Here is a 24,302-nt window from a genome sequence, read left to right as displayed (position 1 = left end):
CGGGATTCAGGCCGGCGCGCGCAGGCCCAGAACGTCGCGCATGTCGTACAGGCCGGGCGGCCGGTCCCGGACCCAGCGCGCGGCACGGAGGGCGCCATGGGCGAAGGTTTCGCGACTGGAAGCCCGATGTGTTAATTCCACGCGCTCTCCCGGCGCGGCAAAAATCACCGTGTGATCGCCCACCACGTCGCCGCCCCGGAGGGCGTGCACGCCGATTTCCCCGGGCCGGCGCGGGCCCACCAGTCCCTGCCGGCCAAACCGCACATCGCGCTCCCACAGGGCGTGCCGCACCGAGACGAGGATCTCCGCCAGCGTGCGTGCCGTGCCGCTGGGTGCGTCCTGTTTGTGGCGGTGATGCATCTCCACGATCTCGGCGTCGTAGTCGGGACCCAGGATCTGCGCCGCGCGCTCGGTCAGCCAGAACAACACATTGACCCCGGTGGAGAAATTCGAGGCCCACACGATGGGAATCACGCCTGCGGCTTCGCGGATCCTGCGCCGCACCTGCTCTTCATGGCCCGTGGTGCCGAGGACCACCGGCACGCGGCGGTCCACGCAAAGCGAGAGCATCCGCTCCGTTGCCTCGGGCACGCTGAAATCCACCAACACGTCGCCCTGTTGCAGCGCCCGGGCCAGGTCGTCACCCTGGTCAACCCGGGCAGTGACCTGGAGGCCCGGATGCTGATCCACCACGTTCAGGATGGCACGGCCCATCCGGCCGCGGGCCCCGTGCAACACGATGCGTACCGGCGTTTCCATGGTCCCGTGGCGAAACGAAAGGGTGGACGGGGACTCAGCTTCCGCGTCGTGCCGGAGCGCGCCGTGTGATCCGGCCACGGTCGGCGCGGCCAGGGTTCTTCAGAACCCCGCAACTCCGGAGCGTGGCCGCCAGGCGCTCGCGGTTTGCCGGGGCCATGGGCACCAGCGGCAGACGATATTCCTCCGCCACCAATCCCATCATGGCCAGGGCGGCCTTGACGGGAATCGGGTTGGTTTCGATGAACAGGTCCTTGAACAACGGGTAATAACGCGCGTGCAGGCGCTGGGCCTCCGCCGCTCGACCCTCCAAAAAGGCGCGAACCATGCGGGAGACCTCCCGGGGAATCACGTTGGAAGCCACGCTTACCACGCCCTCGGCCCCCACGGCCATGAAGGGCAGGGTCAACGAATCGTCGCCGCTCAGGATGGTGAAACGCGGTCCCAGGGCGGCGCGCAATTGACTGACCCGGTCGGCGTTGCCGCCGGCTTCCTTGATCCCCACGATGTTGGGGCACTCTTCGGCCAGGCGCCGCACCGTCTCCACGCCGATCTCCACCCCGCACCGGCTGGGGATGTTGTAGAGGATGATCGGCAGGCGGGTGGACCTGGCGACCTCACGGAAATGTTGGAAGAGTCCTTCCTGGGTCGGTTTGTTGTAGTAGGGGGTCACCTGCAGGGAGGCATCGGCGCCGACGGCCTCCGCGCGGCGTGTCAATTCGATGGCCTCCTGGGTGGAGTTGGCGCCGGTGCCGGCCATGACGCGCACGCGCCCGGCCGCCTGTTTCACAGTGATCTCGATGACGGCGATGTGCTCGTCGTAGTCGAGCGTGGCGGATTCGCCCGTGGTCCCCACCGGGACCACGCCGTCCACGCCCCCGCTGACCTGAAACTCGATCAATCGCGCCAGCGCCTCCGCGTCGATTTTTCCGTCCCGGAAAGGCGTGACCAGGGCCGTGTAGATTCCGCGCCAACTTGTCGTGCGTCCCATGCGCCCCAGCATGAACCAGGCCGGCCACGGCACGCCAGCCCAAACACGGGGTGGCGGCAGCGGCCGCGCGACGCACGGGCGGACGCGCGCGCCGCCACGGGCCGGATCACCAGAACTCCACCGGCCCGGCCGGGACGGGCACGGCACGGCCGGGCTCGATGGTTTCCTGAAAGGTCACCGTCAAAGGTGGCGGCTGATAGCGCGGCAGCAGGTTGCCCTGATCGTCGAGGAACTGTTGACGCCAGCGACGGTAGGCCTCCAGGATTTCCTCGAATTCCTCGCGCTTCTGCAAATGGACGATTCGGCGGTTGAACTCGTGATTGGGCCCGAACCGGCGGGCGTACCAGGGTGCGATCTTGCGAAACATCTTGCAGCCGGTCTCCTCTCCAAAGACCTCGACGAGCAGGTCCAGGTGGCGTCGCATGATCCGGACCCGTTCCTCGAATGTGGGTTCGGGCGGCACTTCGGGCAGCGTGGTCGGGTCGGCACCGGCCGCCTCCCGCCGTTTGCGCTCCAGGTAGGCCCGGGTGCGCTGGAAGATCCAGGGATCGTAGAACGCGCCCCGCCCGATGCTCACGCCGGCGCAACCGGTCTCCTGCAGCATGACCCGGGCGGCTTCCGGCGTGGTGACATCGCCGTTGCCGATCACCGGAATGCGCCGGACGGCTTCCACCACGCGGCGGATGCCCTCCAGGCTGACATGGCCGGAGAAGCCCTGTTCGCGCGTGCGCCCGTGGACGAAGACGGCCGCGATGCCCACGTCCTCCAGGGCGCGTGCGAGTTCGGGGGCCGTGATGTTCCGGTTGTCCCAGCCGAGGCGCATCTTGGCGGTGACGGGGATGCGCACGGCGTTGACCACGGCCCGGGCCACGGCCACGGCCTGGTCAATGTCGCGCATCATGGCGCTGCCCGCCCCCACCTTGCAGACCTTGCGCACGGGGCAGCCCATGTTGATGTCGATGCACGACACTCCCATGGCCTCCACCTTCTGCGCGGCGGCGGCCATTTCGTCCGGATGGGCCCCGAACAACTGGACGGCCAACGGACGGTCCTCCGGTCGGGTTTCCACCAGTTTGAGGGCCTTGGGACGGTTTTCCAGCAGCGAACGCGCATTGACCAGGTCCGTGGTGGCCAGGCCCAGGCCGCCGATCTCCCGCAGCACCAGCCGGAAGGGCAGGTTGGTGTAACCTGCCAGCGGCGAGAGACAAAGGTTCGTGGCCAGTTCGAGCGACCCGATTTTCACGGTTCCAACATGCGACAGGGGCCGGCGGCACTCAAGTCGGGCCCGTCCTGGTGAGGGGCCGGCCTGTTCACAGCAGGTTTGCCGCCAGCTCGGCCAGCTCGGATCGCTCCCCCTTTTGCAGCTCGATGTGGGCGGCGATCGGTTGTTCCCGAAACCGGCTGACGATGTAGTTGAAGCCGTTGGAGGAGGAGTCCACGTAGGGATTGTCGATCTGGTAGGGATCGCCCGTGAAGACGATCTTGGTGCCGGGGCCCACGCGGGTGACGATGGTTTTGACCTCGAGGGGTGTGAGGTTTTGTGCCTCGTCAATGATCATGAACTGGTTGGCGATGCTGCGGCCCCGGATGTAGCTGAGCGCCTCCACGACGATGCTGCCCGACCGGAGCAGGTCGGTGCTCCTGCGCTGGTCCTGACCCATGTTGAGGTCGCTCAACAGCTCCAAAGCGTCGTGGATGGGTTGCATCCAGGGCGCCAGTTTTTCCTCGAGCGTGCCCGGCAGAAAACCCAGTTCACGTCCCATGGAGACGGTGGGGCGCGCCACCACGACGCGGCGGAACTCGCGGTCCAGAACGGTCCGCTTCAGTCCCGCCGCCATGGCCAGCAGGGTCTTGCCCGTGCCGGCCTTGCCCATCAGGGTCACCAGTTTGATCCGGTCATCCAGCAGCGCGTCGAAGGCAAAGTGCTGCTCGCGGTTGCGCGGCTTGATCCCCCAGACACCTTCACGGGTGTCCAGGATGGGGATGAGGCGCGCGCCGTTCACGTCCACCCGGGCCAGCGCCGTGCGTTTGGGGTTGGTCTCGTCAATGAGGGTGCAGTACTCGTTGGGGTGCACGTGGAGGCCGTCCGGCACCTCGAGCTCCCCATTGGCCCGGAACCGCGCAATGTCCTGCGGACTGACCGTGCATTCGATCATGCCGGTGTAGAGGTCGGTGACAAAGACCCGGTCGCTCTCGTAATCCTCGGCCGCCAGTCCGTATGCATCGGCTTTCACCCGGAGGTTGATGTCTTTCGAAACCAGGATGGTCGGATGGCGCGGCGATTCCTTCTTGAGTTTCAGGCACAGAGACAGGATGCGGTCGTCCACAGAAGGCTCGCCCGCGCGGCCGTTTTTGCCGTTGCGGGAGGGTCTGGGCGGACAGATGACCCGCAACCGGCCGCCGTTGGGCAACGGCACCCCCTCGCTGAGCCGGCCCTGCGCGCGCAGGCCGTCCAGCAGGCGCGACACCGTGCGCGCGTTCTGCCCCAGCTCACTCGGCTCGCGTTTGAACCGGTCTATTTCCTCGATCACCTCGATGGGGATGACGACCTGGTTTTCCCGGAATTGCAGCAACGAATGTGGATCGTGCAGCAGGACGTTGGTGTCCAGGACGTAGGTCTTCACGGTTGAGACTCGGACAATCTCGCTTTTTCCATCCGGCCGTACCAATCCCGCAGACGCCGGCAACGGCCCGGCAGGCGGGTCCGGCCCGAGTAAAGATAATTGGCCAGCATCCCCCACAGATCAAAGTCCACGAACCGGGGCCGGTGATCCAGCAGCCAGGGGCGTGTCTCCAGCATGCGTTCAAACGGCAGCAGTCGTTCCACCAGCCGCCGCTCCCATTCCTTCCGTTCCCGCCGCCATTGGTCCAGGCAGCCCCGGCCGAACCGCCGCTCCTTGAACCGGAGGAAGTCCAGCTGCTCGGCCGGCGGGACGAATTCCCTCCAGTGGATGTCATTCAACCGGAATGTGCAGCCCTCCACCTCCGACTCGATGTAGCGCCACAGGATGGTCTGGATCCCTTCCCACTGCGGCGGGAACAGCCCCAGCTCGAGTTTCACATCCAGATACTTGGCGATCACCTGTGAATCGTCCGAAACCTCGAACACAACCGTTCGACCGTCCCGGACCACCGGCACCTGGTAGTACCGACCCCGCGTCAGGCGCCAGACCAACGAACGATCGTTGCTGGGGATGTTCACCAACTTGAAGGGGACCCCGGCAAACTCGAGGATCCGTCGCTGCACCAGACAGAACGGGCTCCACGGGAACTGGATCAGCTCAATCATGGCCCTGGCCATCCACTGTGCGCGCCAACACCCCGCAACTCTAGCCGCAGGCCGCTCCCCTCACAAGGTCGCGGTTCCCACAGGAATCCGCCGCGCCGCTTTTTCCGTTGCCCTCAGCCGGACCGCTCTCCTACGGTGAGGTCCGCCGCGGCCCCAGGGGCCCGGCGCTGCACCGGCAGCGAGCAGGCGACTCGGAATGGAAAGCATGGACCTGAAAAAACCTTCGTCACCGGAAACGGTCACGGAACTGGCCCAGGGGTTGAACCGTCTGGCCTACAACCTCTGGTGGACCTGGGACCAGGGTGCCCAGGACATTTTTGCCCAGCTCTCCCCGCGCGGCTGGCAGAACCTCTTCCACAACGCGGTAGCCGTGCTGCGCGAGGTCTCCGACTACGAACTGCGGGTCCGGCTGTTGGACCCCGATTTCGCCGCCCAGGTGCGGCAGGTGCTCGATGCCTTCGACGCCTACATGAAGCCGAGCAAGACCTGGGCAGCCAAACACGCCCCCGAGTTCAGCCGGCGACCGGTGGCCTATTTCTGCGCCGAGTTCGGCCTGCACGAGTGCCTGCCCATCGCCGCGGGCGGGCTGGGCGTGCTGGCCGGCGACCACCTCAAATCGGCCAGTGACCTGGGCCTGGGCCTGGTGGGCGTGAGCCTCTTCTATCGCGAGGGTTACTTTCAACAGGCCATCGACGCCAACAACTGGCAGACCGAGTACTACTCGCTCCTCAACCCGCGCCACCTGCCCATCGAACCGGTGCTGGATCCGAAGGGCGAGCCGGTCACCGTCACCGTGCGCATTGCCATGTCCGTGGCCCGCGTGCGCGCCTGGCGGGTGAACGTGGGCCGGGTCACGCTCTACCTGCTGGACACCAACCTGCCCGAGAACGAACCCTTCATTCGTGATCTGACCCGGCGGGTCTACGGCGGGGACAGTTCCGTCCGGATCATGCAGGAGATCCTGCTCGGCGTCGGCGGGGTGCGCATGCTTCGCGCCCTTGGCATCATGCCCTCGGTCTTTCACATGAACGAGGGGCATTCGGCCTTCCTGACCCTCGAGCTTGTGCGGGAGAAGCTGGCCGCCGGTCAGCCACTCGATCAGGCCGTGGCCCAAACCCGGGAAGAATGCGTGTTCACCACCCACACACCGGTCGAGGCCGGTCATGACCGTTTCTCCAAAGACCTGCTCTGTTACGCCGGGCATCTGTTCCTGGAGGAACTCCGGCTGGAGCCCGACCGGCTCATGAGTTTCGGGCGGGTCCGTCCCGAGGACCCCCATGAGCCGTTCTGCATGACGGTGCTGGCCCTGAAAATGTCGCGTGCCGCCAACGCCGTGAGCGAGCTGCACGGCCGGGTCACCCGCCACATGTGGCATGCCCTTTACCCGGACCTGCCCGTGGACAAGGTCCCCATCGGCCATATCACCAACGGCATCCATCTGATGGGCTGGATGAAGGGCACGCTGCGAACGTACTGGCGGCGGCGCCTTTCCGAGCATCATCATCACTGGGAGCACTACATCAATTCGCCGGAGTTCTGGGAGCGGATCCTCGATCCGTCCTTCATTTCCGACGAGGAACTCTGGGCCCTGCGCTACAAGCTGCGGCGCGAGCTGATCGAATTCACCCGGCGCCGGCTGCTGCTCCAGCAGCATCACGTCACCCAGAGCGATTTCATCACCTTCGACCACCTGCTCAACCCGGACGCCCTCACCATCGGGTTCGCCCGCCGTTTTGCCACCTACAAACGCGCCCCGCTGGTGTTCCAGAGGTTCGACGACATCGTCCGGCTCGTGAAAGACACGGCCCGTCCCGTGCAGTTCATCTTCGCCGGCAAGGCCCATCCGCGCGACGACGAGGGCAAACGGTTCATCCAGCACATCATCCACCTCAGCAAGTACAGTGAGCTGAAGGGGCACCTCGTCTTCATCGAGAACTATGACATCCACGTGGCGCGCCAGATGGTCTCCGGATGCGATGTCTGGCTCAACACGCCGCGCCGACCGCTCGAGGCCAGCGGCACAAGCGGGATGAAGGCCCTCTGCCACGGCGGTCTCAACCTCAGTATCATGGACGGCTGGTGGCGCGAGGCCTACGACGGCACCAACGGGTTCGCCATCGGCCCGGACGCACACCCGGATTCCGTGGAGGAACAGGATCGGGTGGACGCCGAAAATCTGTACCGGGTCCTTTCCGAGGAGGTCATTCCCCTGTTCTACCAGCGGGACGCCCAGGGCATCCCGCGCCAGTGGATCCAGCGCATGCGCCGATCCATGGCCACCGTGGCCCGGTTTACCACGGACCGGATGGTCCGGGAGTACGTCGAGCGGTACTACCGCCGGCCCGGGTCCTGCGCCCATCAGGCCGGACTGGACGAGTGACGCCTCGTCAATCCACGCGGACCACGCGGAAGAAGCGGGTCGGACCGTCGCCGTCCACGGCCGTCTCCAGGAGGCCGGGCCGGGAGCCCACCGTTTCCTCCAGCACCTGCCAGCCGGCCAGATCCGGGGAACCTTCCACACGAAAACGCTGACCGTTGGCGGCCCACCAGATCAGCCGCCACCCGTTCGTTGCGGTCCGGACCAGTTGCACCTGCGGGATCGCGCCGGGATTCGCAAACGCCGCCCAGACCGGCAGATGATCCGATGCCGCCGGGGAATCGCCTTCCAGGACCCCGGCGGGCCCACCGGGCGCCAGATCGGAACGGAACACGCCGCTTGCCACCACGTTCGACACCAACCACCCGCCGACGAACAGGTAATCGAACCGATACCGCAACGCCTCGTCGCGGATGGACCATGTGCGTTCGTCGCCTGTGACGGGGTTCACCGGCGTCAACCAGGTCAGGCCCGGCAGCGCATTGCCCAGGATCCGAATCGCGCCCTGCTCACCCGGCCGCGGCCGGGCCACATCCTCATTGCAGTCTCCCAGCAAAACCACTGCACGTCCCAGGGAACGCGCCGGCCAGGCCGTGGCGAAGAAGTTCGAGATCGCGCGCGCCTCGGCGGCGCGACGGGCCGTGCTGTCCGCATCCGTCCCCGCCTTCAGATGCACCACAAACATATGCAGGGGCTCGGCAAGACCCGGCACGCAAAGCTCCGCCTCCAGGAGCTCGCGCGTGAACACGCCGTCAGAACCCCAGGCAGCGAGTGGGACCCGGCGCAGCCAGGAGCGAACGGCTCGGACCGGCAGCCGCGTGGCCAGGGCCAGCCGCAACGCGCCGTCCGTGAACGAGCCCACTGCCACCGTCGCACCCGGCCACCAGGAAGCCACCCAGTTGGTCATCCCCGGTTCCCAGCCTTCCGGCAGCTCCTGAAACCCCACCACCTCCGGGGTCAACGTGCGCAAGACCCGGGCCGCGGCCGAGAGTTGCGAATGCCCCACATGCCAGTTGGTCATCCCAAAGCCGCTCAGATTCCACGTCACCACCCGCACCGTCTGAAGGGTGGGCGCGCCCACCACCCGCACATGGTCCAACCAGACCCCGGCCGAGGGATCGTATGGCGCCCGGTCGTCCGCCGCCACATAGGCCGCCGCACCCCGGCCCAGGGCCGACGCCTCGAACTCACTCACCCAACGTACCTCCAGCACATCCATGGCCGTGCACCACGGCGGGAAACAGACCCTCACCCCTGTCATCCATGCGCCGGGCTGCACCTGCAGGACCGGACCGTCCACCCATTCTCCGGTCGGACTCCGAAACTGGACCCGCCAGTGGCGGCTGGCCCCGGGCTCAACCCGCCAGTCCCAGACGACCGCCTCCGGATGCCAGCCGTAACCGTTCAGAGTCATTCCCCAGCCGTGCCCGCGGTTCCCCGTGCCCTGTGCCGGCCAGCCGCGCCACACGACCGCGCTGTCATCCCATTCGGCCGGGTCGGACGAACCGGCGCCCGAGCCGAACGTCCCGGTGACCTCGCCCGCCGGCCGGACCAGGCCCCAGCCGGATGCAGGCTCCCATCGCCCGGTGGTCACCTGCCCGTCGGGCGTCGGGCTGTTGAAATCCCAGACGGCCAGGTAAGGCCAGAACCCTGCACCCGGCGCCGCAACCGCCCCGAGCCAAACCGCTCCTGCAAAGGCGATCCATCCCGGCTGGCGAGGCCGACCGGCCGCCCATTGTGTTTCCGATCCTTTCATCACCAGGTTTCGAGTCCGATGGTTGCGCCCCGGGGTCGAACCGGTCCGGGGCATGCGACCGTTTCCCCCGGCCGCTTGCAACCCCGGCGCGCGGGGGCTCCCACGCGTCCGCCACGGACTCGTTTCCTACAGATTCGTTGACATGTCACGCTCCTTTGGTACAGTCCCGCTCAATCTTGCGGAGGAGTCCTGACGCAAGCAAAACTTGATCAGCGAATAGCAAGCATCGGGATCGATTTATGGCCAAAGCACCGAAATACGTGTACCTGTTCGGAAACGGCAAAGCCGATGGCGACGGCTCCATGAAAGCATTGCTCGGCGGCAAGGGCGCCAACCTCGCCGAGATGGCTCGCATCGGACTGCCGGTGCCGCCCGGCTTCACCATCACCACCGAGGTCTGCACCTACTACTACGCCCACAAAAAGACCTATCCCAAGGAGCTGGAGCCCCAGGTCAAGGCCGGCATGGCCCACATCGAAAAGATCATGGGCACCAGGTTCGGTGACACCAAGGCCCTGCCTCTACTGGTCAGCGTGCGCTCCGGCGCCCGGGACTCCATGCCCGGCATGATGGACACGATCCTCAACCTCGGCCTCAACGACCAGACCGTTCAGGCCCTGGCCCGGGCCACCAACAACGAACGCTTCGCCTGGGACTGCTACCGCCGTTTCGTCCAGATGTACGGCGACGTGGTCATGGGTGTCCAGAAGCGGTCCGGCGAGGACCATGAACCGTTCGAGCAGGTCATCCACCAGCTCAAACAGGAACGCTACGGGGAAGACATCGAGGACACGAAACTCACCGTGGACGATCTCAAGGAGCTGGTCAACCGCTTCAAGGCCCTCATCAAGGAACGCACCGGCGGCAAGGAGTTTCCCCAGGATCCGTGGAAGCAACTCTGGGGCGCCATCGGCGCCGTGTTCGGTTCCTGGATGAACGACCGCGCCATCGTCTACCGCCGCAAGTACAACATCCCGCACGACTGGGGCACGGCCGTCAACGTCCAGGCCATGGTCTACGGCAACACCGGCGAACGCTCCGGATCGGGCGTCGCTTTCACCCGCAACCCTGCCAATGGCGAGAAGGAGTTCTACGGTGAGTTCCTCATCAACGCGCAGGGCGAAGACGTTGTTGCGGGCATCCGCACGCCCCTGCCCGTGGCCGAGCTCAAGAAAGTCCTGCCCGAGGCCTACAAGGAACTCGAACGCATCCGCAACATCCTCGAAAAACACTTCAAGGACGTTCAGGACTTCGAGTTCACCATTCAGGACGGCAAGGTCTTCATGTTGCAGACCCGCAACGGCAAGCGCACCGCCCTGGCCGCCCTCAAATTCTCGATGGACATGGTGAAAGAAAAGCTGATCGACTGGAAAACGGCCATCCTGCGCAACCCGGCCGACCAGTTCGATCAATTGCTGGCCCCGGTCTTCGATGCCAGGGCCGAGAAGGCGGCCGAGGTCATCGCCACCGGCCTGCCGGCCGGTCCCGGTGCCGCCTCCGGCAGGATCTACCTCAGTTGGGAACGGGCCGTGGCGGCTGCCCAAAAGGGTGAAAAGGTGCTGCTGGTCCGCAACGAAACCACGCCGGAGGACCTCCGTGGCATGATTGCCGCCGAAGGCATCCTCACCGCCAAGGGCGGCGTCAGCTCGCACGCGGCACTGGTGGCCCGGCAGATGGGGAAGGTGTGTGTCTGCGGCGCCAGCGCCCTGCAGCTGGACTACGAGGCCCGCACCCTCACCGTGAACGGCCGTGTCTTCAAGGAGGGCGACTGGCTCTCCATCAACGGCACACTCGGCAACGTGTATGCCGGCCAGATCCCCACGGCGCCGTCGGAGATCGTCCAGGTCCTCATCCAGAAGAGTCTGGATCCCAAGGCCAGCAAGACCTACCAGATGTTCAAGACCCTCATGGACTGGTGCAAGAAGGTCACCCGTCTGGAGGTCCGCACCAACGCCGACACACCGGAACAGACGGAAAACGCGCTGGCCTTCGGCGCCACCGGCATCGGTCTGTGCCGGACCGAACACATGTTCTTTGAGGGCAACCGCATCGATGCCATGCGCGAGATGATCCTCGCCGACAACATCGAGGATCGGAAGAAGGCGCTGGCCAAGCTGCTGCCCTACCAGAAGCAGGACTTCATCGGCATCTTCAAGGCGCTGCGGGGTCATCCGGCCACCATCCGGTTCCTCGATCCGCCCCTGCACGAGTTCCTCCCGCACGAGGAATCCGCCCAGGAAGATCTGGCGGCCAAGATGGGCGTGCCGGTCGAGAAAATCCGCCAGCGCGTCCGGGAACTGCACGAGTTCAATCCGATGCTCGGCTTCCGCGGTTGCCGGCTGGGAATCGTGTATCCGGAAATCTCCGAGATGCAGGCCCGGGCGGTGTTCGAGGCCGCGGCCGAGGTGCAGAAACAGGGCATCAAGGTCCGGCCGGAAATCATGATCCCGCTGGTGGGCTTCAAGAAGGAACTCGATCTCCAGGTGGAGGTCGTGCACCGCGTCGCCCGCGAGGTCATGAAGGAACAGGGCGTCAAAATCCAGTATCTCGTGGGCACCATGATCGAGGTGCCGCGCGGTGCCCTCACGGCCGACGAAATCGCCCAAACGGCCCAGTTCTTCAGCTTCGGCACCAACGACCTCACCCAGACCTGCCTGGGCATGAGCCGGGACGACTCCGCTTCGTTCCTGCCCACCTACACCGAGCTGGAGATCGTCAAACGCAATCCGTTCGCCACGATCGACCAGGACGGTGTGGGCCAGCTCATCCAGATCGCCGTCGAAAAAGGCCGCAGGACCCGGCCGGACATCAAGCTGGGCATCTGCGGCGAACACGGCGGGGACCCGGACTCGGTGAAGTTCTGTCACCGGGTCGGCCTGACCTACGTGAGCTGCTCGCCGTTCCGCGTCCCGGTGGCGCGGTTGGCCGCCGCCCAGGCCGCGGTGGAGGAGGAACGGGCCGCCCAAGCTGCGTCCAAGCGGCCCGGGAAGAAGTGATTCACCAGCCGCTTCCCACACGGCCGGTTGCGAACCCATCCGCAACCGGCCTTTTCTATTTAACACGTTGAAAGTGTGGTTTTCCGACAGCCGCCCAAACAAATCCGCAGTCCTTCCGTAACCTTGCCCACCTGAACATTTGCAGGAGTGTCTCTTGTAGATGGACGTCGCACGGCGCAAAGTCGGCGCCGATGAGGACGAACCTCTGCATTCCCGGCGCGTCCATGACCCGGCGCTCCTTTCTCAAGGCATCGGCGGCGCTCTTCTATCTTGCCTGGCAAAAGACCGCCCACGCAGGCCCCGTCGTTCGCCGGCCCGCTCTGTCTGATTACCCTTTCCGCCTGGGCGTCGCATCCGGAGATCCCGACCATCACAGCGTCGTCCTGTGGACGCGGCTCGCACCCAGACCACTCGAAGGCGGTGGGATGCCACAGGAACCCGTTGAAGTGCGCTGGGAGGTGGCCAGCGACGAATCGTTCCGGCACATGGTCCGGAAGGGAACTGTGGTTGCCGACCCGGCCTGGGCACACAGCGCCCACGTCGAGGTCACCGGCCTGAAGCCGGACCGGTGGTACTGGTACCGCTTCATAGTCGGTCTGGATGCCAGCCCGGTCGGACGCACCCGGACCGCGCCCGCACCCACCCATGAGCCGCGACTCCTCCGGTTCGCCTTTGCCTCGTGCCAACACTACGAACAGGGACTCTACACGGCCTACGAACACATGGTCCGGGAGAACCTCGATTTCATCATCCATCTGGGAGATTACATCTACGAGGACGGCGTCAGTCGAAATGCCATCCGTCAACACGACGGTCCGGAGGTCTTCACACTCGGGCAGTACCGCAACCGTTACGCGCTTTACAAGTCCGACCCGGCCCTCCAGGCGGCCCATGCCGCCGCACCGTGGATCGTGACCTGGGACGATCACGAGGTGGACAACAATTACGCAGGCATGATTCCCGAAGGCCGCTCGGCTGCCATCCTGCCCTTCGCCGAGCGCCGCGCCCATGCCTACAAGGCCTACTTCGAACACATGCCCCTCAGGCCATCGGCCCGTCCGAATGGCCCCTGGCTGCCTCTGCATCGCCGGCTCTCCTTCGGACGCCTTCTCCAACTCTTCGTACTCGACACGCGTCAATACCGCACCGACCAGCCCTGCGGCGACGGGCGCAAGGCGCCCTGTCCCGAGGTTCTCGATCCCCGCGCCACCCTGCTCGGGTCCGCACAGAGACAGTGGCTCATGACCGCTCTCGAGCAGAGTCGCGCACGCTGGAACGCACTGGCCCAGCAGATCATGATGGCCCGCGTGGATCGAGAGCCCGGCCCCGGCGAGGCATACAGCATGGATCAATGGCCCGGGTACGAATTCGAGAGACGCACGTTACTGAACCACATCGCGCGCCTCAGCCGGATGAACACCGTCGTCCTCACCGGTGACATCCACTCCCACTGGGCCAACGAACTGCCCGCCTCCGAGGACACAGACGCCACGTGCGCGGCCGTGGAATTCGTCGGATCTTCCATTTCCTCGGGAGGAGACGGCACACCCCGTCCGTCCTATTTGGACGGCCTGCGCGCCGAAAACCCCTTCGTCAAGTTCCACAATGCCCAGCGCGGCTACGTCACCTGCGAGGTTTCCCCACAGGAATGGCGCACCCATTTTCGGGTGCTGGACTTCGTCACAAAACCCGGCTCCCGGTGTTCGACCGCGGCTTCCTTTGTGGTCCTGCGCGGCCAACCCCGGCTTCATCCGGCCTGAAAACCCCCACACACGATTCATCCGCGGCACACCCGTCGGATCGTGTCTCCCTCGCATTTTACCCGGTCGTAACCAATCCCACTCCGTGCCTTCACACTCCCCATGCATTCTTGGTGCCGCAAGCATATGCGTAAGTTCGAAGCTGATTCGATGCAGATGCCAGCAAGGGATCATATGAAAACCATTCACTCTTCAACCGCTCGACCGCCCCTGCCACCTCACCCGTGCAGGCGCTCCGTCTCCCGCAGGCAGGCGTTCACCCTCATCGAGCTGCTTGTGGTCACCGCCATTGTCGCGCTCCTGGCGGCACTTCTTTTGCCCGCACTCAACAAGGCCAAGGACCGCGCACGACGCATTGCCTGCCTCAGCAATCTCCGCCAGCTCGGTCTCGGAAGCACCCTCTACGCCATGGACAACGACGGCCACCTTTCCGGCACCACGTGGCGGCCCGATCTCGTTGCGCGCCTCCGCGGGTCGGGGTTCCTCCCCTGGTCCGATCGCGATGACACTGACGACGATCTCAACTGGCTCCACCCGACATACATCAATCAGCTGGAGACGTTCGTCTGCCCCCCGACAGGCAACAAGGTCACCCCGACGACCGTCACCCACGAGGGGCGGACCTACCTGCGCGACCTGACGGACAACGCGCAGGGCCGCGGCTTGTACGGCTCCAGTTATGAATGCTTTGGTGCCTGGAACAAACTGGTCGGCGGTACGCCTTACGGCAAAAAGACCGAAAAGTCCCTGCAGTCCTTCACGCTGACCGTGGACGCCCGCTACACCGGCTTGCCGCCCGGCACCAAGCCCGGGCCCGGTCGAATCTACCTCCTTTTCGATGCTGATGACCGCAATGGACGCGCCAACCGGATCGAGAACTTTCCGGATCCCACGGACAATCACGGACCCCACGGGGCCAACTTCACCTTCTGCGACGGTCATGCCGAATGGGTGCCACGCCACCGTTACGACTATGTCCGCAATATCAGCGGTAATGGCAGCGTGTTTTACAATCCGGATCTCGCGGCACGATAAGTCATGGCTTTCGCAGCATCCCTGATGCACCCCCTACGTGGATAGAAGGATTGCAAGCATCTCACACTGACACTTGAACGATCATGAACGAACCCATGAACAGGAACATCCTCTTCTCCTCCCTGGCACACGCCGGTCTGTTGGCTGCCGTCTGCCAGACCCTGACCACGCCGGCATACACCGCACCCGCGCCACCACACGACGTGGTTGCGGGGAACCTTCGCGTCGAGGTCCTGGACTTCGACAACACGTCCAATTCCGTCGCCCTCTCCTGGGAGACCCGCATCGGCGATATTCGCATCGTCCCCGACCTGTCCAACAACGGTGATTATGCGATTCAGATCGGCGCCACCCGGACAAATGATGTGCCGGACGGGGTGCTGCTCACGGCCGTTCGCCAGAACGGCCGCGACCTCGGACATCCTCTTTATCCCGGGCTGCAAGTGGCCACCGCTCACATCGACTACCACAAGCCCGGTACGACGAACGATGCGGGACAGTCCGTGGAGAATGGCTACTGGATCCCCGTGGCACTCACCAGGCCCAACAGCCTGGGCACAGCGGTCAGTGAGTGGGACATCGACATCGCGGTGGCATGGTTCCCCTACAACAGATACATTGGCGCCTTTGTTCGCAATGAATCCTTTGCCAATGGCGGCCCGCTCAACCTGCTCGACGGCTCCCCCGGGCTTGTGCCGGGCCGCCATTTTGTGGACCTGGGTTCCGGGCGGGCTCTCGTCGATCTTCGAGAGTTCGGCATCGATGCCCGAACCGATGGTGTCCTGCTCGCCGTGGGGGCCAAAAACGAGGACAACTACGCGCTGGTCCGTGTCAATGAAACCGACGGGACCTGGACCCTGTACTCCAAGGACAACGGCACGGACGGTTCCAGTACCGAACAGGATCCCTTTGCCTTTGTCTTCATCCCCCGCACGGATCCGCATCTTGTCGTAGGCCGGTTTCAGGGAGATGGCACGATTCTTCTCCATGGTGGAGACGTCGCGCCGTTCACGATCACACCCTTGGCGGAGGGCACATGGGAGCTGAGAATCCGCAATGCATCACCACGCTCCGGCGTGCTCCTGATCTGCCCCGAGGGGGGCCAGCCCGGCAATTCCGACAACATCGTCACATACGAAGCCAACAGCACGGGAGATGGTTGGATCATCCGGTCATGGGACCTCCCCTCGCCGGCCACCGATTCCGGGTTGCCACCCTTTACCGCACCGCCCCTGGAGACGCCCGGCAACGGCCGCGAACCGGTCGCGTCATTCGTCTTCATACCCGGTCCCACTGCAGGCATCGCCGTGGAACCCGATCAGGATCTGTATGTGACCGAAGGTGGAACATCGGCAAATTTGGTCGTGCACCTGGACGCGGCGCCACTGGCGGATGTGCATGTTCAGATCCTGGCGGACCAGCCCGGCGAGGTTTCCGTCGATCCCTCAACATTGGTTTTCACACCCGAGAACTGGGACGTCCCCCGCACCATCGTCATCACCGGTCAGGACGACATGGAAAGCGACGGACCGGCCACTGTTGCCATCCGGATCCAAATTGCCAGTACGGCCGATCCCGATTACGCCATGCTCGATCCCCGCACAGTCACGGTGGTCAACCTCGACGATGAAAGCCCGGCCACGGTCTGGCCCCAGGCGGGCTTGAGAACCCACGAATCCGGCACAAGCGCCACATTCCGCGTGGCCTTGAACCGCCCTCCACGCGCGCCTGTCACCATTCCGCTGAGCACGGACTCTCCGGCCGAGGTTTCTTTGAATCCACGAAGCATTCAGTTCACACCGGAAGACTGGCAGCAGCCCCGGGTCGTCCATGTCACCGGTCTTGATGATTATGTTCAGGACGGAGATCGCAGCTACACGGTGATCCTTCAACCCGCTCAAAGCACGGACCCCGCCTTCGACGGCCTGGATCTCCCCGATGTCTCCGGCCTGAATCTTGATGACGATCGGGCCCGGCTGGTCTGGCAGAACCTGCCCCAGTTCGGAATCGCCCTGCCGGAAGGCGCGAACGAACTCTACCGGGTGTCTCTGGGCAGCCAGCCCACAAGCAGTGTGCTCGTGCGTTTGCAGGTCACCAACCAATCGCCGGCCGCGCTTGTCAACCCGGCAACCCTGACCTTCACGCCCGAATCCTGGTCCGACCCCACGGCGGTTCACATAACGGCTCTCGACGACCTGGACGCCAACCCGGATCGCCCATGGACTCTGCTCGTGACCGTGGAGTCGGAGGACACAGATTATGCCGCCCTGCCCGCCTTGGTCATCAGCGGCACCACGATCGACAACGAGCCGAAACTGGCTGTTCCCACAGACACTGTTTTCTATGGAATCGGCATGCCACCGCTGAGTGTGGCGCCTCGCGCAATCTGGGAAGATCCGTACCTGCCCACGCTCGAAGGCGTTCGCATCACTGCGGAGCTCCTCCAGCCCGGCCCCGGTGACCGCCTTCTTTTGCGGAGCCATCCAACGGCGGACGGCGGACTTCGCGTCTCTGGTCATGAGATCCTGTGGAACTCGACCTCCGTGGGGCAGTTGTCAGGCCAGGATGAAGGCCGGTCGCTCGTCATCACCTTGAACGCCGCCACCTCGCCGTCGGTGGTGCACACGATTCTCCGCAGCATCGCGTTCCAGAACACCCTCTCGGAACCGGAGCGCCGGAACCGCACCGTCCAACTGGCCGTCATCCATCCCGACGGGGGCCGGGCCGTTGTGCAAGTCCCTGTGCGTGTGAGCTGGGTCCGTCTGGCCGACTTCCAGGAAGGAGTGGACGGGGGATACGGCGTTTACACCGGACAGCACGACGCCGAGATCTTCGAGCAGATGGCCGACATCAGCTTTCCAGCGGGTCATTCCGGCACGGCGGATGAACCACGCATGTGGGTGGACGCCCGCGCCGCCTTTACCACCGAAGAAGCACAGGCGTTGATCCGATTCGACAACATCATCGGCGAGCAGCCCGGTCAAATCCCGCCGGGAGCAACCATCGTGGCCGCCGAACTGCACCTGACAGTGGTGGATTCAGGCGATGGAAGCCCGATGTTCCGGATGCTGCAGCCTTGGGACGAGCAGTCGGTAACCTGGGTTACCTTCGGCTATGGAATTGTACCGGATGCTGTGGTCGCCCGTGACCAGTATGAGTCGCAAATCGGCGTTGCTCAAGTGGCCGGGTCAACCGGCGTGGGCACGATCTGGGTTTCTGTCACACCCGACGTGCAAGCCTGGGTCTCCGGCGAAGCGAATTACGGCTGGGTTCTGACGTCCTGGGACGCAGACATCAACCCGGCCTGGTCCCGCGGAACCGACGGCATGGCATTCCTGCCGTCCGAAGCACCCAACCCCTTCTTGCGCCCCCGACTGCGCGTGTGGTGGGTTCCGCCGGAAATCCCCCGGGCAGTGTTCCAACAAGATGTCAACGGCTATGCCGGGACAAAAGACACGCGGATCCGTGCCCGGGCGACCAACGGGGATTCCGACGCCGACAACTCGACCCTGCCGACGGCCTTCGTGGACTGGGAGGTAACCGGAGGGTTCCAGAATGAGGAGCAAGTCCTGCTCCGCTTCGATGACATCATCGGGGCCCAAGAAGGCCGGATCCCACCCGGGGCCGTGATTGAGATGGCCGTGCTCCGGCTGGCTTCCACAGCAAACAACGGCTACGGCGACGGAGGGCGCTTCCATGCACTCCTGCGTCCATGGCAGGACACCGACACCTGGAACACTCTCGACGGTGGCATCCAGGCAGACGACGTGAAGGCAATTGCCACACCGACAGCCGTCGCGGGTTCGCCTTCGTTGGAACCCAACGTCCCGGGCGGTTACTTTGATTTCGATGTCACCGCCGACGTTCAAGCCTGGGCCACAGGCACGCGGCCCAACCATGGCTGGGCCATTCTACCCTGGCCCGGAGGTGGGGACGGATGGGCCATCGAGCTCTCTGAGAGTCCCACGGTACGCGACCGCCCGAAACTCGCAGTCTGGTACACATCGCCCCAACCATCTCTTCAATTGCTGCCTCCCCGGGTGCAATCCGGAGAGATCCGTCTCCGCTTCACCGGGCCACCCAACACGACCGTGACCGTGGAGGCTGCAGATGTAATCGCCGGTCCCTGGGGACCCGTGGGAACGGTCACGATTGATACAAACGGCGCGGGAACATACGTGGACACACCCGGAAACCACGGATCAAGGTTCTACCGACTTCGCCACTCTCCTGCCCGCGGCTTTCCCAGCCGCTGAGAATCCCCGCCGAAAGGCGCAAATCCTCCATTCCAACGCGGGCCCGCACCCTTGTTGCCCAGGGTGCGGGCCCTTTCGCTTGCCCATTCAACAGTCTGCTGCTGCACGCACGTGCCGCAGCTCCTGGTCACCTCGGCCTGCACACTTCAAACGCCATGCACATCCGGCGGTCTTTCCCGTGTCTTACCGCCGGTTGACCAATACGGCCAACGGTATCCGGCAACCTCACAACAAGCGCCTGGATGCGAGCGGGCGCCCGGAGAGGAGAGAGCGATCTCGGTTGCCTGCACCGGTGTTGTCGTTGAATCACGTGGCAGGATGAGATCGCGCGCGTCCCCTGCCCTCCGACGGCTGGCTGCAAACACAGGCATCTGTACGCCAAAGTTGATGTTCCGTCATGCCGGAGGAATGCTGAAAGCTGAATACCCGAATCAACAACTTACAGACCGCGGCGGCGGGCGCGTTCGCGCGCCTCGCGCAACGCGTCGTAAGTGCCCGAGCCGGCACGGGGGCCGCCCGCACCCGTGGACACGCCCGACGCCTCTGGTTTCCCAGCCGATGCCGGCGCGGCGCCCTCCCGCTGCGGAACGGTGCCGGCCCCTGTCCGGTGACCGCGAGTCCGGATGAGATCCCACCACCGGCGCCGTACCGGCATGGTCGCGGGGCCCTCTTCCTGGGCAGGTCCGGTGGCTTCCAGCTCGGCCCCGGGCTGTTCCCTGAGGCGCCGGCCCGCCAGCGCACCAATCCACCCGGTGTACCGCTCCCAAATCTCCGCCAGGAACAGGACCGCCGCCACCAGGAACAGCCACGGCGCCAGCGAGAGGTAACGGCGGCGTGCGGGCAATTCGGACCAGATCCGCGACAGCTCGCCACGTTCGCGCCCGCCGGTGAACGCAGCCAGGGTGGCCAGCGTCTCGGCCCCGCGTCTCTGTGCCCCGGGAGCCGCTTCAGGGGAGTAAGGCAAACAGACCGGTGGCAGTGTGAGGGGGTCGCGCCCGGGGACTTCCACCACTTGAATGCGCGTTTCGGTACTCTCCAATGGCACCACCGCCTGGAGCAGATCAGCCGAACGCCACTCGAACGACAGCTCCTCCCGCCGCGGCGGCAAACCCGCACGAGCCGAGAGCGAGATCACCCTGGGCGTCCCCGGGAAGGGTTCCTCCTTTCTCTGCGGATCCAGATGGATCTGCACGTAACCGGCGCCGTCGCGGATTTCCTGCGTCACGAGCAGGTCGGGCTCGTTCGCTCGTCCGGGGCCCATCGTCCAGCGAGCCAGTGTCGCATAAAAGTCGCCCACCCGCGGCCAGGAGGCCAGAGGTCCGGCGTGTTGTCCGTCGGCCTCCCCGCAGAAGGCCAGGACCCGTCCCAGGCCCGCGTTCCAGAACGCCACGACAGGCGTCGCGTTTTCGTCCGCGGTCACGACCGCCTGCCGGGCCCCCGGACGCAGGAAACACAGGTTGTACCCGCCGATCGGCGGCGGTTCTTCCGCAAGGGTCAGGCCCAACATTCCCCGTTCCGGAGTGAACCGGATCGGGGTGAGCTCCTCCACAAAAGCCAGGCGCGCCACCACAAAGGTGTCCTGGGCGAACAAGCGCGGGATCTCGTGCGCATCGGCTGTGAAATAGCATTCACCTCCTCCCCGTGCGGCGATGTCTTTCAACAAGTCGGCGTCCTGGTCAGCCTCCGTACCCAGTCCAATGACGCTCACCGTGATCCCCGCCTCGCGGCACTTCTCCAAAAGCTCCCGGTAGGCTCCCGGCTCCTCGGAATCCGCCGCGTCGGCAAACAGGATGACGTGCCTCCGCTGGGCGCGGGATTCGACGATCATCCTCACCGCAGCCGACAGCGCCTCGTAGATGAAAATCCCGCCGCCCGCCGATTCGATCGAAAGGATGCGACTGCGCTCGGCAGCGTTCTGCGACACGAGCCCCAAGGGCACGATGACGTGCGGGGAACTGTCCACCGCGATCACGCCGAGCTCGTCCTGCGGCCCGAGCATGTCCAGTACCTGCACGGTCCCCAGGTTGGCCAGATCCATTTTCGTCCGGCCATCCCCCACCGGCATGGCCATGCTGCCCGACCGGTCCAGCGCCACCACGATGGCCACGGACATCTTCAGATGTTCCCGCGGCGATTCCAGGGACACGGGCAACACCCTTTCCAACGGGGAGAGGAAATAACCCCCGGCACCATAACCCTTCGGCCCGCCCGTGAGCATCAGGCCGCGCCCGGTCACTTCCACCCATGTGGCCAGTGTTTCCAATCCCGCCCCACCCACGGCACTTGCCGGCACCTGTTCCAGCAACACGGCGTCGTACCCCATCAAGGCATCCGCCGACCAGTGCACCTGCCCGGGAAACCGCGCCACCACACGAATCCCGCCCGATTGCAGCAGCCGGGTCAGTCCGGATCTCTCCCCCGCTTCGGAGGCAAGAAGCAGTGTCGGTTCGCCACGGACCGTCAGCAATGCGCGCGCCCGATTGTTCTCCGGCACGGGATCGTCCGCCGCCCCCTCGACCTCCAGCAGGTACTCCGTCACACCGTGCCCGGGTGCGAGGTCACGGAACATCAAGCGTGTCAACCCACCCTCCACCTCGCGTCGGCCCGAGGCAACCACCCGTTCCCCGCGCAACAACCGGTAACGAATCTCCTGCGCCCGCGGCGCCGATACCCAGGCCGTCATCAAAACACCCTCTCCAGGAGCCGCGCTTTGGGGCACGTCGAAACTTTGAATGGCCAGATCGCCCGCCTGCGGACGGCTCAACAGCCGGTAATCCACCGCGACACCACGTGCCGCTGCACGAGCCGCCGCGCCCATCGGATCCCGGCCCGTCCACTTTCCGTCGGACAGAACGAGGATCCGGCCGCCCGCATTCGCCGGGATCAACGTCAGGGCCAGTTCCAAGGCATCGGCCAACGCAGACTGGTCGGGTCCCACCTCCGCGCGGAATCCGGGGAAGTTGCCTCTCTGGGGAACACTCTCCACCACCGCGTGTCGCCCGAAGGAGATCACCCCGAGCTCGTCCCGCGGCCTCCGGCTCCGCTCCAGCAAGCGGATGATCTCCTCCTGCGCCGTGGCCGCCTGGGGTGGCATGGAAGAGCTGCGGTCGGCCACCACGATCACAACCCCGCTGCGGTCCGGCAGGCGCAGTGCCAGGCGTGCCAGACCCAGCACCACCAGCAAGAGCGCGGTGGTGCGCAACACGGTTTGCAGTCGCCCCGGCAACGGCCAAAGCCACAGCGCCGCCGCCACCGGCAGCACCAGGATCAGCCAGACCGGCTCCTCGAAAGTGATCATCCGACACTCCTCCGCTCCGCCGTCACCAGATAGAGATGGGCCAACAAGGCCGCACAGGCGGCCAGCCCCAGCCAGGTGGGCCACGGCGAGTGTACCTCCGCCGCCGCCTCCGAACGCCACGCGCCCCACGTCCCCTCGGTGCACGCAGAAAGATCCGTTTCGCCATCGGCCATCAGATTCACGGCCAGCCACTCGGTCCGCGCCCCGGACGTCACCTCATACAACCCGCTCCGCGGGGGCTCGAACACGACCGGGTCCGCGGCAGTTTCCATCGTTCGTTCCCATCCGGCCGGGCCGCGGACGCGGACTCCGGCGCCCTCGTGCCGCACGACGACTTCTGCGCCCACACGCACGGTGGGTTCGCGCAGTCCGGGCAACCACTCGGCCCGCCAGTTCAACAGGTTCCAGAAGAGCACGGGCCAGTCGGGACTTTCGTGCAACGTCGAATGTGCCGGCTCGTAGAACAGCTCGAGATGGCGCGTGCCCTCCGGGGAAACCGATTCTGTGAGCAACGGTGTGTTGCCCGCCAGAACGACAGGCACGCCGCCCGCGTCCGCGGCTGATGTCGGCCCGGCCCACAGGGTGCCCTCCAACGACAATCCCTGTGCCAGCGGATGCGCCCGATCCAGGAGAAAGGGCCCGGTGAATAACGCCGGTTGGCCGGGCTCCACCCACCGCAATGTCCACGTGCGTGCCGGCCAGGGGCGGGGTTCGCCCTGGAAGATGACCAGGTCCGGTGTGTTGGTCGTGGTTTGAGAGAGGCCGGTGGCCTTCAGCGTGCGCTCGATCAGGGGGATCCATTCCTGGTTCGTGAGCACGACCGCAACGTTGACCTTGCGACGCGGCGGCGGTGCCAGCCAGAGCAGGTTGTCCTCATCGAGTGCGTCAGGCCCCAGCTCAGCCCTCAGGACCGGCGCCCCGGCCGGTACCTCGAACACCAGTCGATGCCTCTCACCCGGGGCCAGCGCAAGGGATTTCCGATCCCAAACCTCCTGACCGAGCCGGATGATCAGTTCGGTCCGGTGAGCGCCTGCTGCGCCGTTCAGAATCTCCACGAAGCAGCGGTCCCGGTCCCCGGCCGCTGTGCGGGCCGCCCCCACAAATCCGGCGTTCACACGGCGCTGGCCAACCGCGTACCACAAAACGCCCCCCCCCGGCTTCATCCCGTCGGGCGGGGCATGATCCGTAAGCACCACGACGTCCGCACGGTTGCGTGCCCACTCGGCCGCCCATCCAATCGCCCGCTCCAGGTCGGCCGCCGGCGCGGCACACGACCATCCCTCGAGCCGGCTGCGAATGTCCCGCAGCCGGGCGCCGGTCCCCTCCAGCATGCGGGGGGTCACGCCCGCCAGAATAAACCGCACCAGGGAAGGTTTTTGTTCCCGGAGCTGTGCTTCCAAAAGTGCAACCGCCCGGTCACGGGCCGTCCCGTGGTCCGACCGCGCCCGCATGGAGACGGAATCGTCCAACACCACCACCCAGGGCCGGCCGCCTTGCCCGATGCCCGCCTCGGGTCCGGCCGCCGCCAGTACCAGCAGCACCAACGCCAGCAGCTCCAGCCAGAACAACCAGGGCAGGCGCAGTTTCTCCCGTCGTGCTCCGACACTGCGGGGCTGAACCGGCAGGCGCCAGAGCATCAGGCTGCTGACGGTGCGCGGCCGGAACCGGTTTCGCAGAACATACACCAGCACCAGCAGCGGCACCGTGGCCAGTCCGATCAACGCCAGCGGATGAAGCAACAGCAGCATGATGATGGTTCAAAAAACCCGTTCGATCGGGGCCCTGTCA

At 65.3% G+C, this 24,302-nt stretch carries 13 protein-coding genes; 5 read left to right on the top strand and 8 right to left on the bottom strand.

Annotation, left to right across the window (positions count from 1 at the left end; all coding sequences use genetic code 11):
• Positions 1–6 precede the first annotated feature (6 nt).
• The 5 genes from dapB to ACPDIX_RS05850 form a co-directional block, all read right to left on the bottom strand.
• Positions 7–759 carry a 4-hydroxy-tetrahydrodipicolinate reductase gene (gene dapB, locus ACPDIX_RS05870; RefSeq protein ID WP_423430845.1) on the bottom strand — a complete coding sequence of 251 codons (753 nt, stop codon included), beginning with the start codon at positions 757–759 and terminating at the stop codon, positions 7–9.
• A 34-nt stretch (positions 760–793) separates the two neighbouring features.
• Complete coding sequence (gene dapA, locus ACPDIX_RS05865) at positions 794–1,747, bottom strand: 4-hydroxy-tetrahydrodipicolinate synthase (RefSeq protein WP_423430844.1); 954 nt, start codon at positions 1,745–1,747, stop codon at positions 794–796.
• A 106-nt stretch (positions 1,748–1,853) separates the two neighbouring features.
• Positions 1,854–2,990 (bottom strand): tRNA dihydrouridine synthase DusB, encoded by a 1,137-nt coding sequence (dusB, locus tag ACPDIX_RS05860; protein ID WP_423430843.1) that lies wholly within the window; start codon positions 2,988–2,990, stop codon positions 1,854–1,856.
• Positions 2,991–3,057: 67 nt separating this feature from the next.
• Positions 3,058–4,371: a PhoH family protein gene (locus ACPDIX_RS05855; RefSeq protein WP_423430842.1), complete on the bottom strand. Its 1,314-nt coding sequence runs from the start codon at positions 4,369–4,371 to the stop codon at positions 3,058–3,060.
• Positions 4,368–5,036 (bottom strand): glutathione S-transferase N-terminal domain-containing protein, encoded by a 669-nt coding sequence (locus tag ACPDIX_RS05850; protein WP_423430841.1) that lies wholly within the window; start codon positions 5,034–5,036, stop codon positions 4,368–4,370. The genes ACPDIX_RS05855 and ACPDIX_RS05850 overlap by 4 nt, the downstream gene beginning before the upstream one ends.
• Before the next feature lie 205 nt (positions 5,037–5,241).
• Here ACPDIX_RS05850 and glgP point away from each other — a divergent pair, with 205 nt between their 5' ends.
• Positions 5,242–7,416 carry an alpha-glucan family phosphorylase gene (gene glgP / locus ACPDIX_RS05845; protein WP_423430840.1) on the top strand — a complete coding sequence of 725 codons (2,175 nt, stop codon included), beginning with the start codon at positions 5,242–5,244 and terminating at the stop codon, positions 7,414–7,416.
• Positions 7,417–7,423: 7 nt separating this feature from the next.
• Here glgP and ACPDIX_RS05840 read toward each other — a convergent pair whose 3' ends face one another.
• Complete coding sequence (locus ACPDIX_RS05840) at positions 7,424–9,169, bottom strand: endonuclease/exonuclease/phosphatase family protein (RefSeq protein WP_423430839.1); 1,746 nt, start codon at positions 9,167–9,169, stop codon at positions 7,424–7,426.
• 239 nt (positions 9,170–9,408) lie between these two features.
• Between ACPDIX_RS05840 and ppdK the strand changes: the two genes are divergently transcribed.
• From ppdK to ACPDIX_RS05820, 4 genes are all read left to right on the top strand, one after another.
• Entirely contained in the window at positions 9,409–12,165 is a 2,757-nt protein-coding gene (gene ppdK / locus ACPDIX_RS05835; RefSeq protein WP_423430838.1) for a pyruvate, phosphate dikinase, read from the top strand.
• A gap of 191 nt (positions 12,166–12,356) precedes the next feature.
• Positions 12,357–13,925: an alkaline phosphatase D family protein gene (locus tag ACPDIX_RS05830; RefSeq protein ID WP_423430837.1), complete on the top strand. Its 1,569-nt coding sequence runs from the start codon at positions 12,357–12,359 to the stop codon at positions 13,923–13,925.
• Between the two features lie 174 nt (positions 13,926–14,099).
• Complete coding sequence (locus ACPDIX_RS05825) at positions 14,100–14,960, top strand: type II secretion system protein (RefSeq protein WP_423430836.1); 861 nt, start codon at positions 14,100–14,102, stop codon at positions 14,958–14,960.
• An 83-nt stretch (positions 14,961–15,043) separates the two neighbouring features.
• The gene (locus ACPDIX_RS05820) at positions 15,044–19,216 is read left to right on the top strand and encodes a DNRLRE domain-containing protein (protein ID WP_423430835.1); all 4,173 of its coding nucleotides are present in this window, start codon (positions 15,044–15,046) and stop codon (positions 19,214–19,216) included.
• Between the two features lie 439 nt (positions 19,217–19,655).
• On the opposite strand, the gene ACPDIX_RS05815 is transcribed toward ACPDIX_RS05820, so the two are convergent.
• Together ACPDIX_RS05815 and ACPDIX_RS05810 are read right to left on the bottom strand one after the other, a co-directional pair.
• Complete coding sequence (locus ACPDIX_RS05815; protein ID WP_423430834.1) at positions 19,656–22,514, bottom strand: VWA domain-containing protein; 2,859 nt, start codon at positions 22,512–22,514, stop codon at positions 19,656–19,658.
• Positions 22,511–24,262, bottom strand: coding sequence for a vWA domain-containing protein (locus tag ACPDIX_RS05810; RefSeq protein ID WP_423430833.1), 1,752 nt, complete (start codon positions 24,260–24,262; stop codon positions 22,511–22,513). Before ACPDIX_RS05810 ends, ACPDIX_RS05815 begins: the two co-directional genes overlap by 4 nt.
• Positions 24,263–24,302: the final 40 nt, after the last annotated feature.

Source organism: Limisphaera sp. 4302-co (genome assembly GCF_049537155.1).
Classification (GTDB): Bacteria; Verrucomicrobiota; Verrucomicrobiia; order Limisphaerales; family Limisphaeraceae; genus Limisphaera.
The sequence above is the reverse complement of the archived record's forward strand: the minus strand, read 5'-3'. Positions and strand labels throughout refer to the sequence as shown.

Bases quoted from the DNA above. Each gene is read 5' to 3' on its own strand.
- dapB (WP_423430845.1), bottom strand. From the start codon at position 759: ATGGAAACGCCGGTACGCATCGTGTTGCACGGGGCCCGCGGCCGGATG.
- dapA (WP_423430844.1), bottom strand. From the start codon at position 1,747: ATGGGACGCACGACAAGTTGGCGCGGAATCTACACGGCCCTGGTCACG.
- ACPDIX_RS05850 (WP_423430841.1), bottom strand. From the start codon at position 5,036: ATGATTGAGCTGATCCAGTTCCCGTGGAGCCCGTTCTGTCTGGTGCAG.
- glgP (WP_423430840.1), top strand. From the start codon at position 5,242: ATGGACCTGAAAAAACCTTCGTCACCGGAAACGGTCACGGAACTGGCC.
- ACPDIX_RS05840 (WP_423430839.1), bottom strand. From the start codon at position 9,169: ATGAAAGGATCGGAAACACAATGGGCGGCCGGTCGGCCTCGCCAGCCG.
- ppdK (WP_423430838.1), top strand. From the start codon at position 9,409: ATGGCCAAAGCACCGAAATACGTGTACCTGTTCGGAAACGGCAAAGCC.
- ACPDIX_RS05830 (WP_423430837.1), top strand. From the start codon at position 12,357: ATGAGGACGAACCTCTGCATTCCCGGCGCGTCCATGACCCGGCGCTCC.
- ACPDIX_RS05825 (WP_423430836.1), top strand. From the start codon at position 14,100: ATGAAAACCATTCACTCTTCAACCGCTCGACCGCCCCTGCCACCTCAC.
- ACPDIX_RS05820 (WP_423430835.1), top strand. From the start codon at position 15,044: ATGAACGAACCCATGAACAGGAACATCCTCTTCTCCTCCCTGGCACAC.
- ACPDIX_RS05815 (WP_423430834.1), bottom strand. From the start codon at position 22,514: ATGATCACTTTCGAGGAGCCGGTCTGGCTGATCCTGGTGCTGCCGGTG.
- ACPDIX_RS05810 (WP_423430833.1), bottom strand. From the start codon at position 24,262: ATGCTGCTGTTGCTTCATCCGCTGGCGTTGATCGGACTGGCCACGGTG.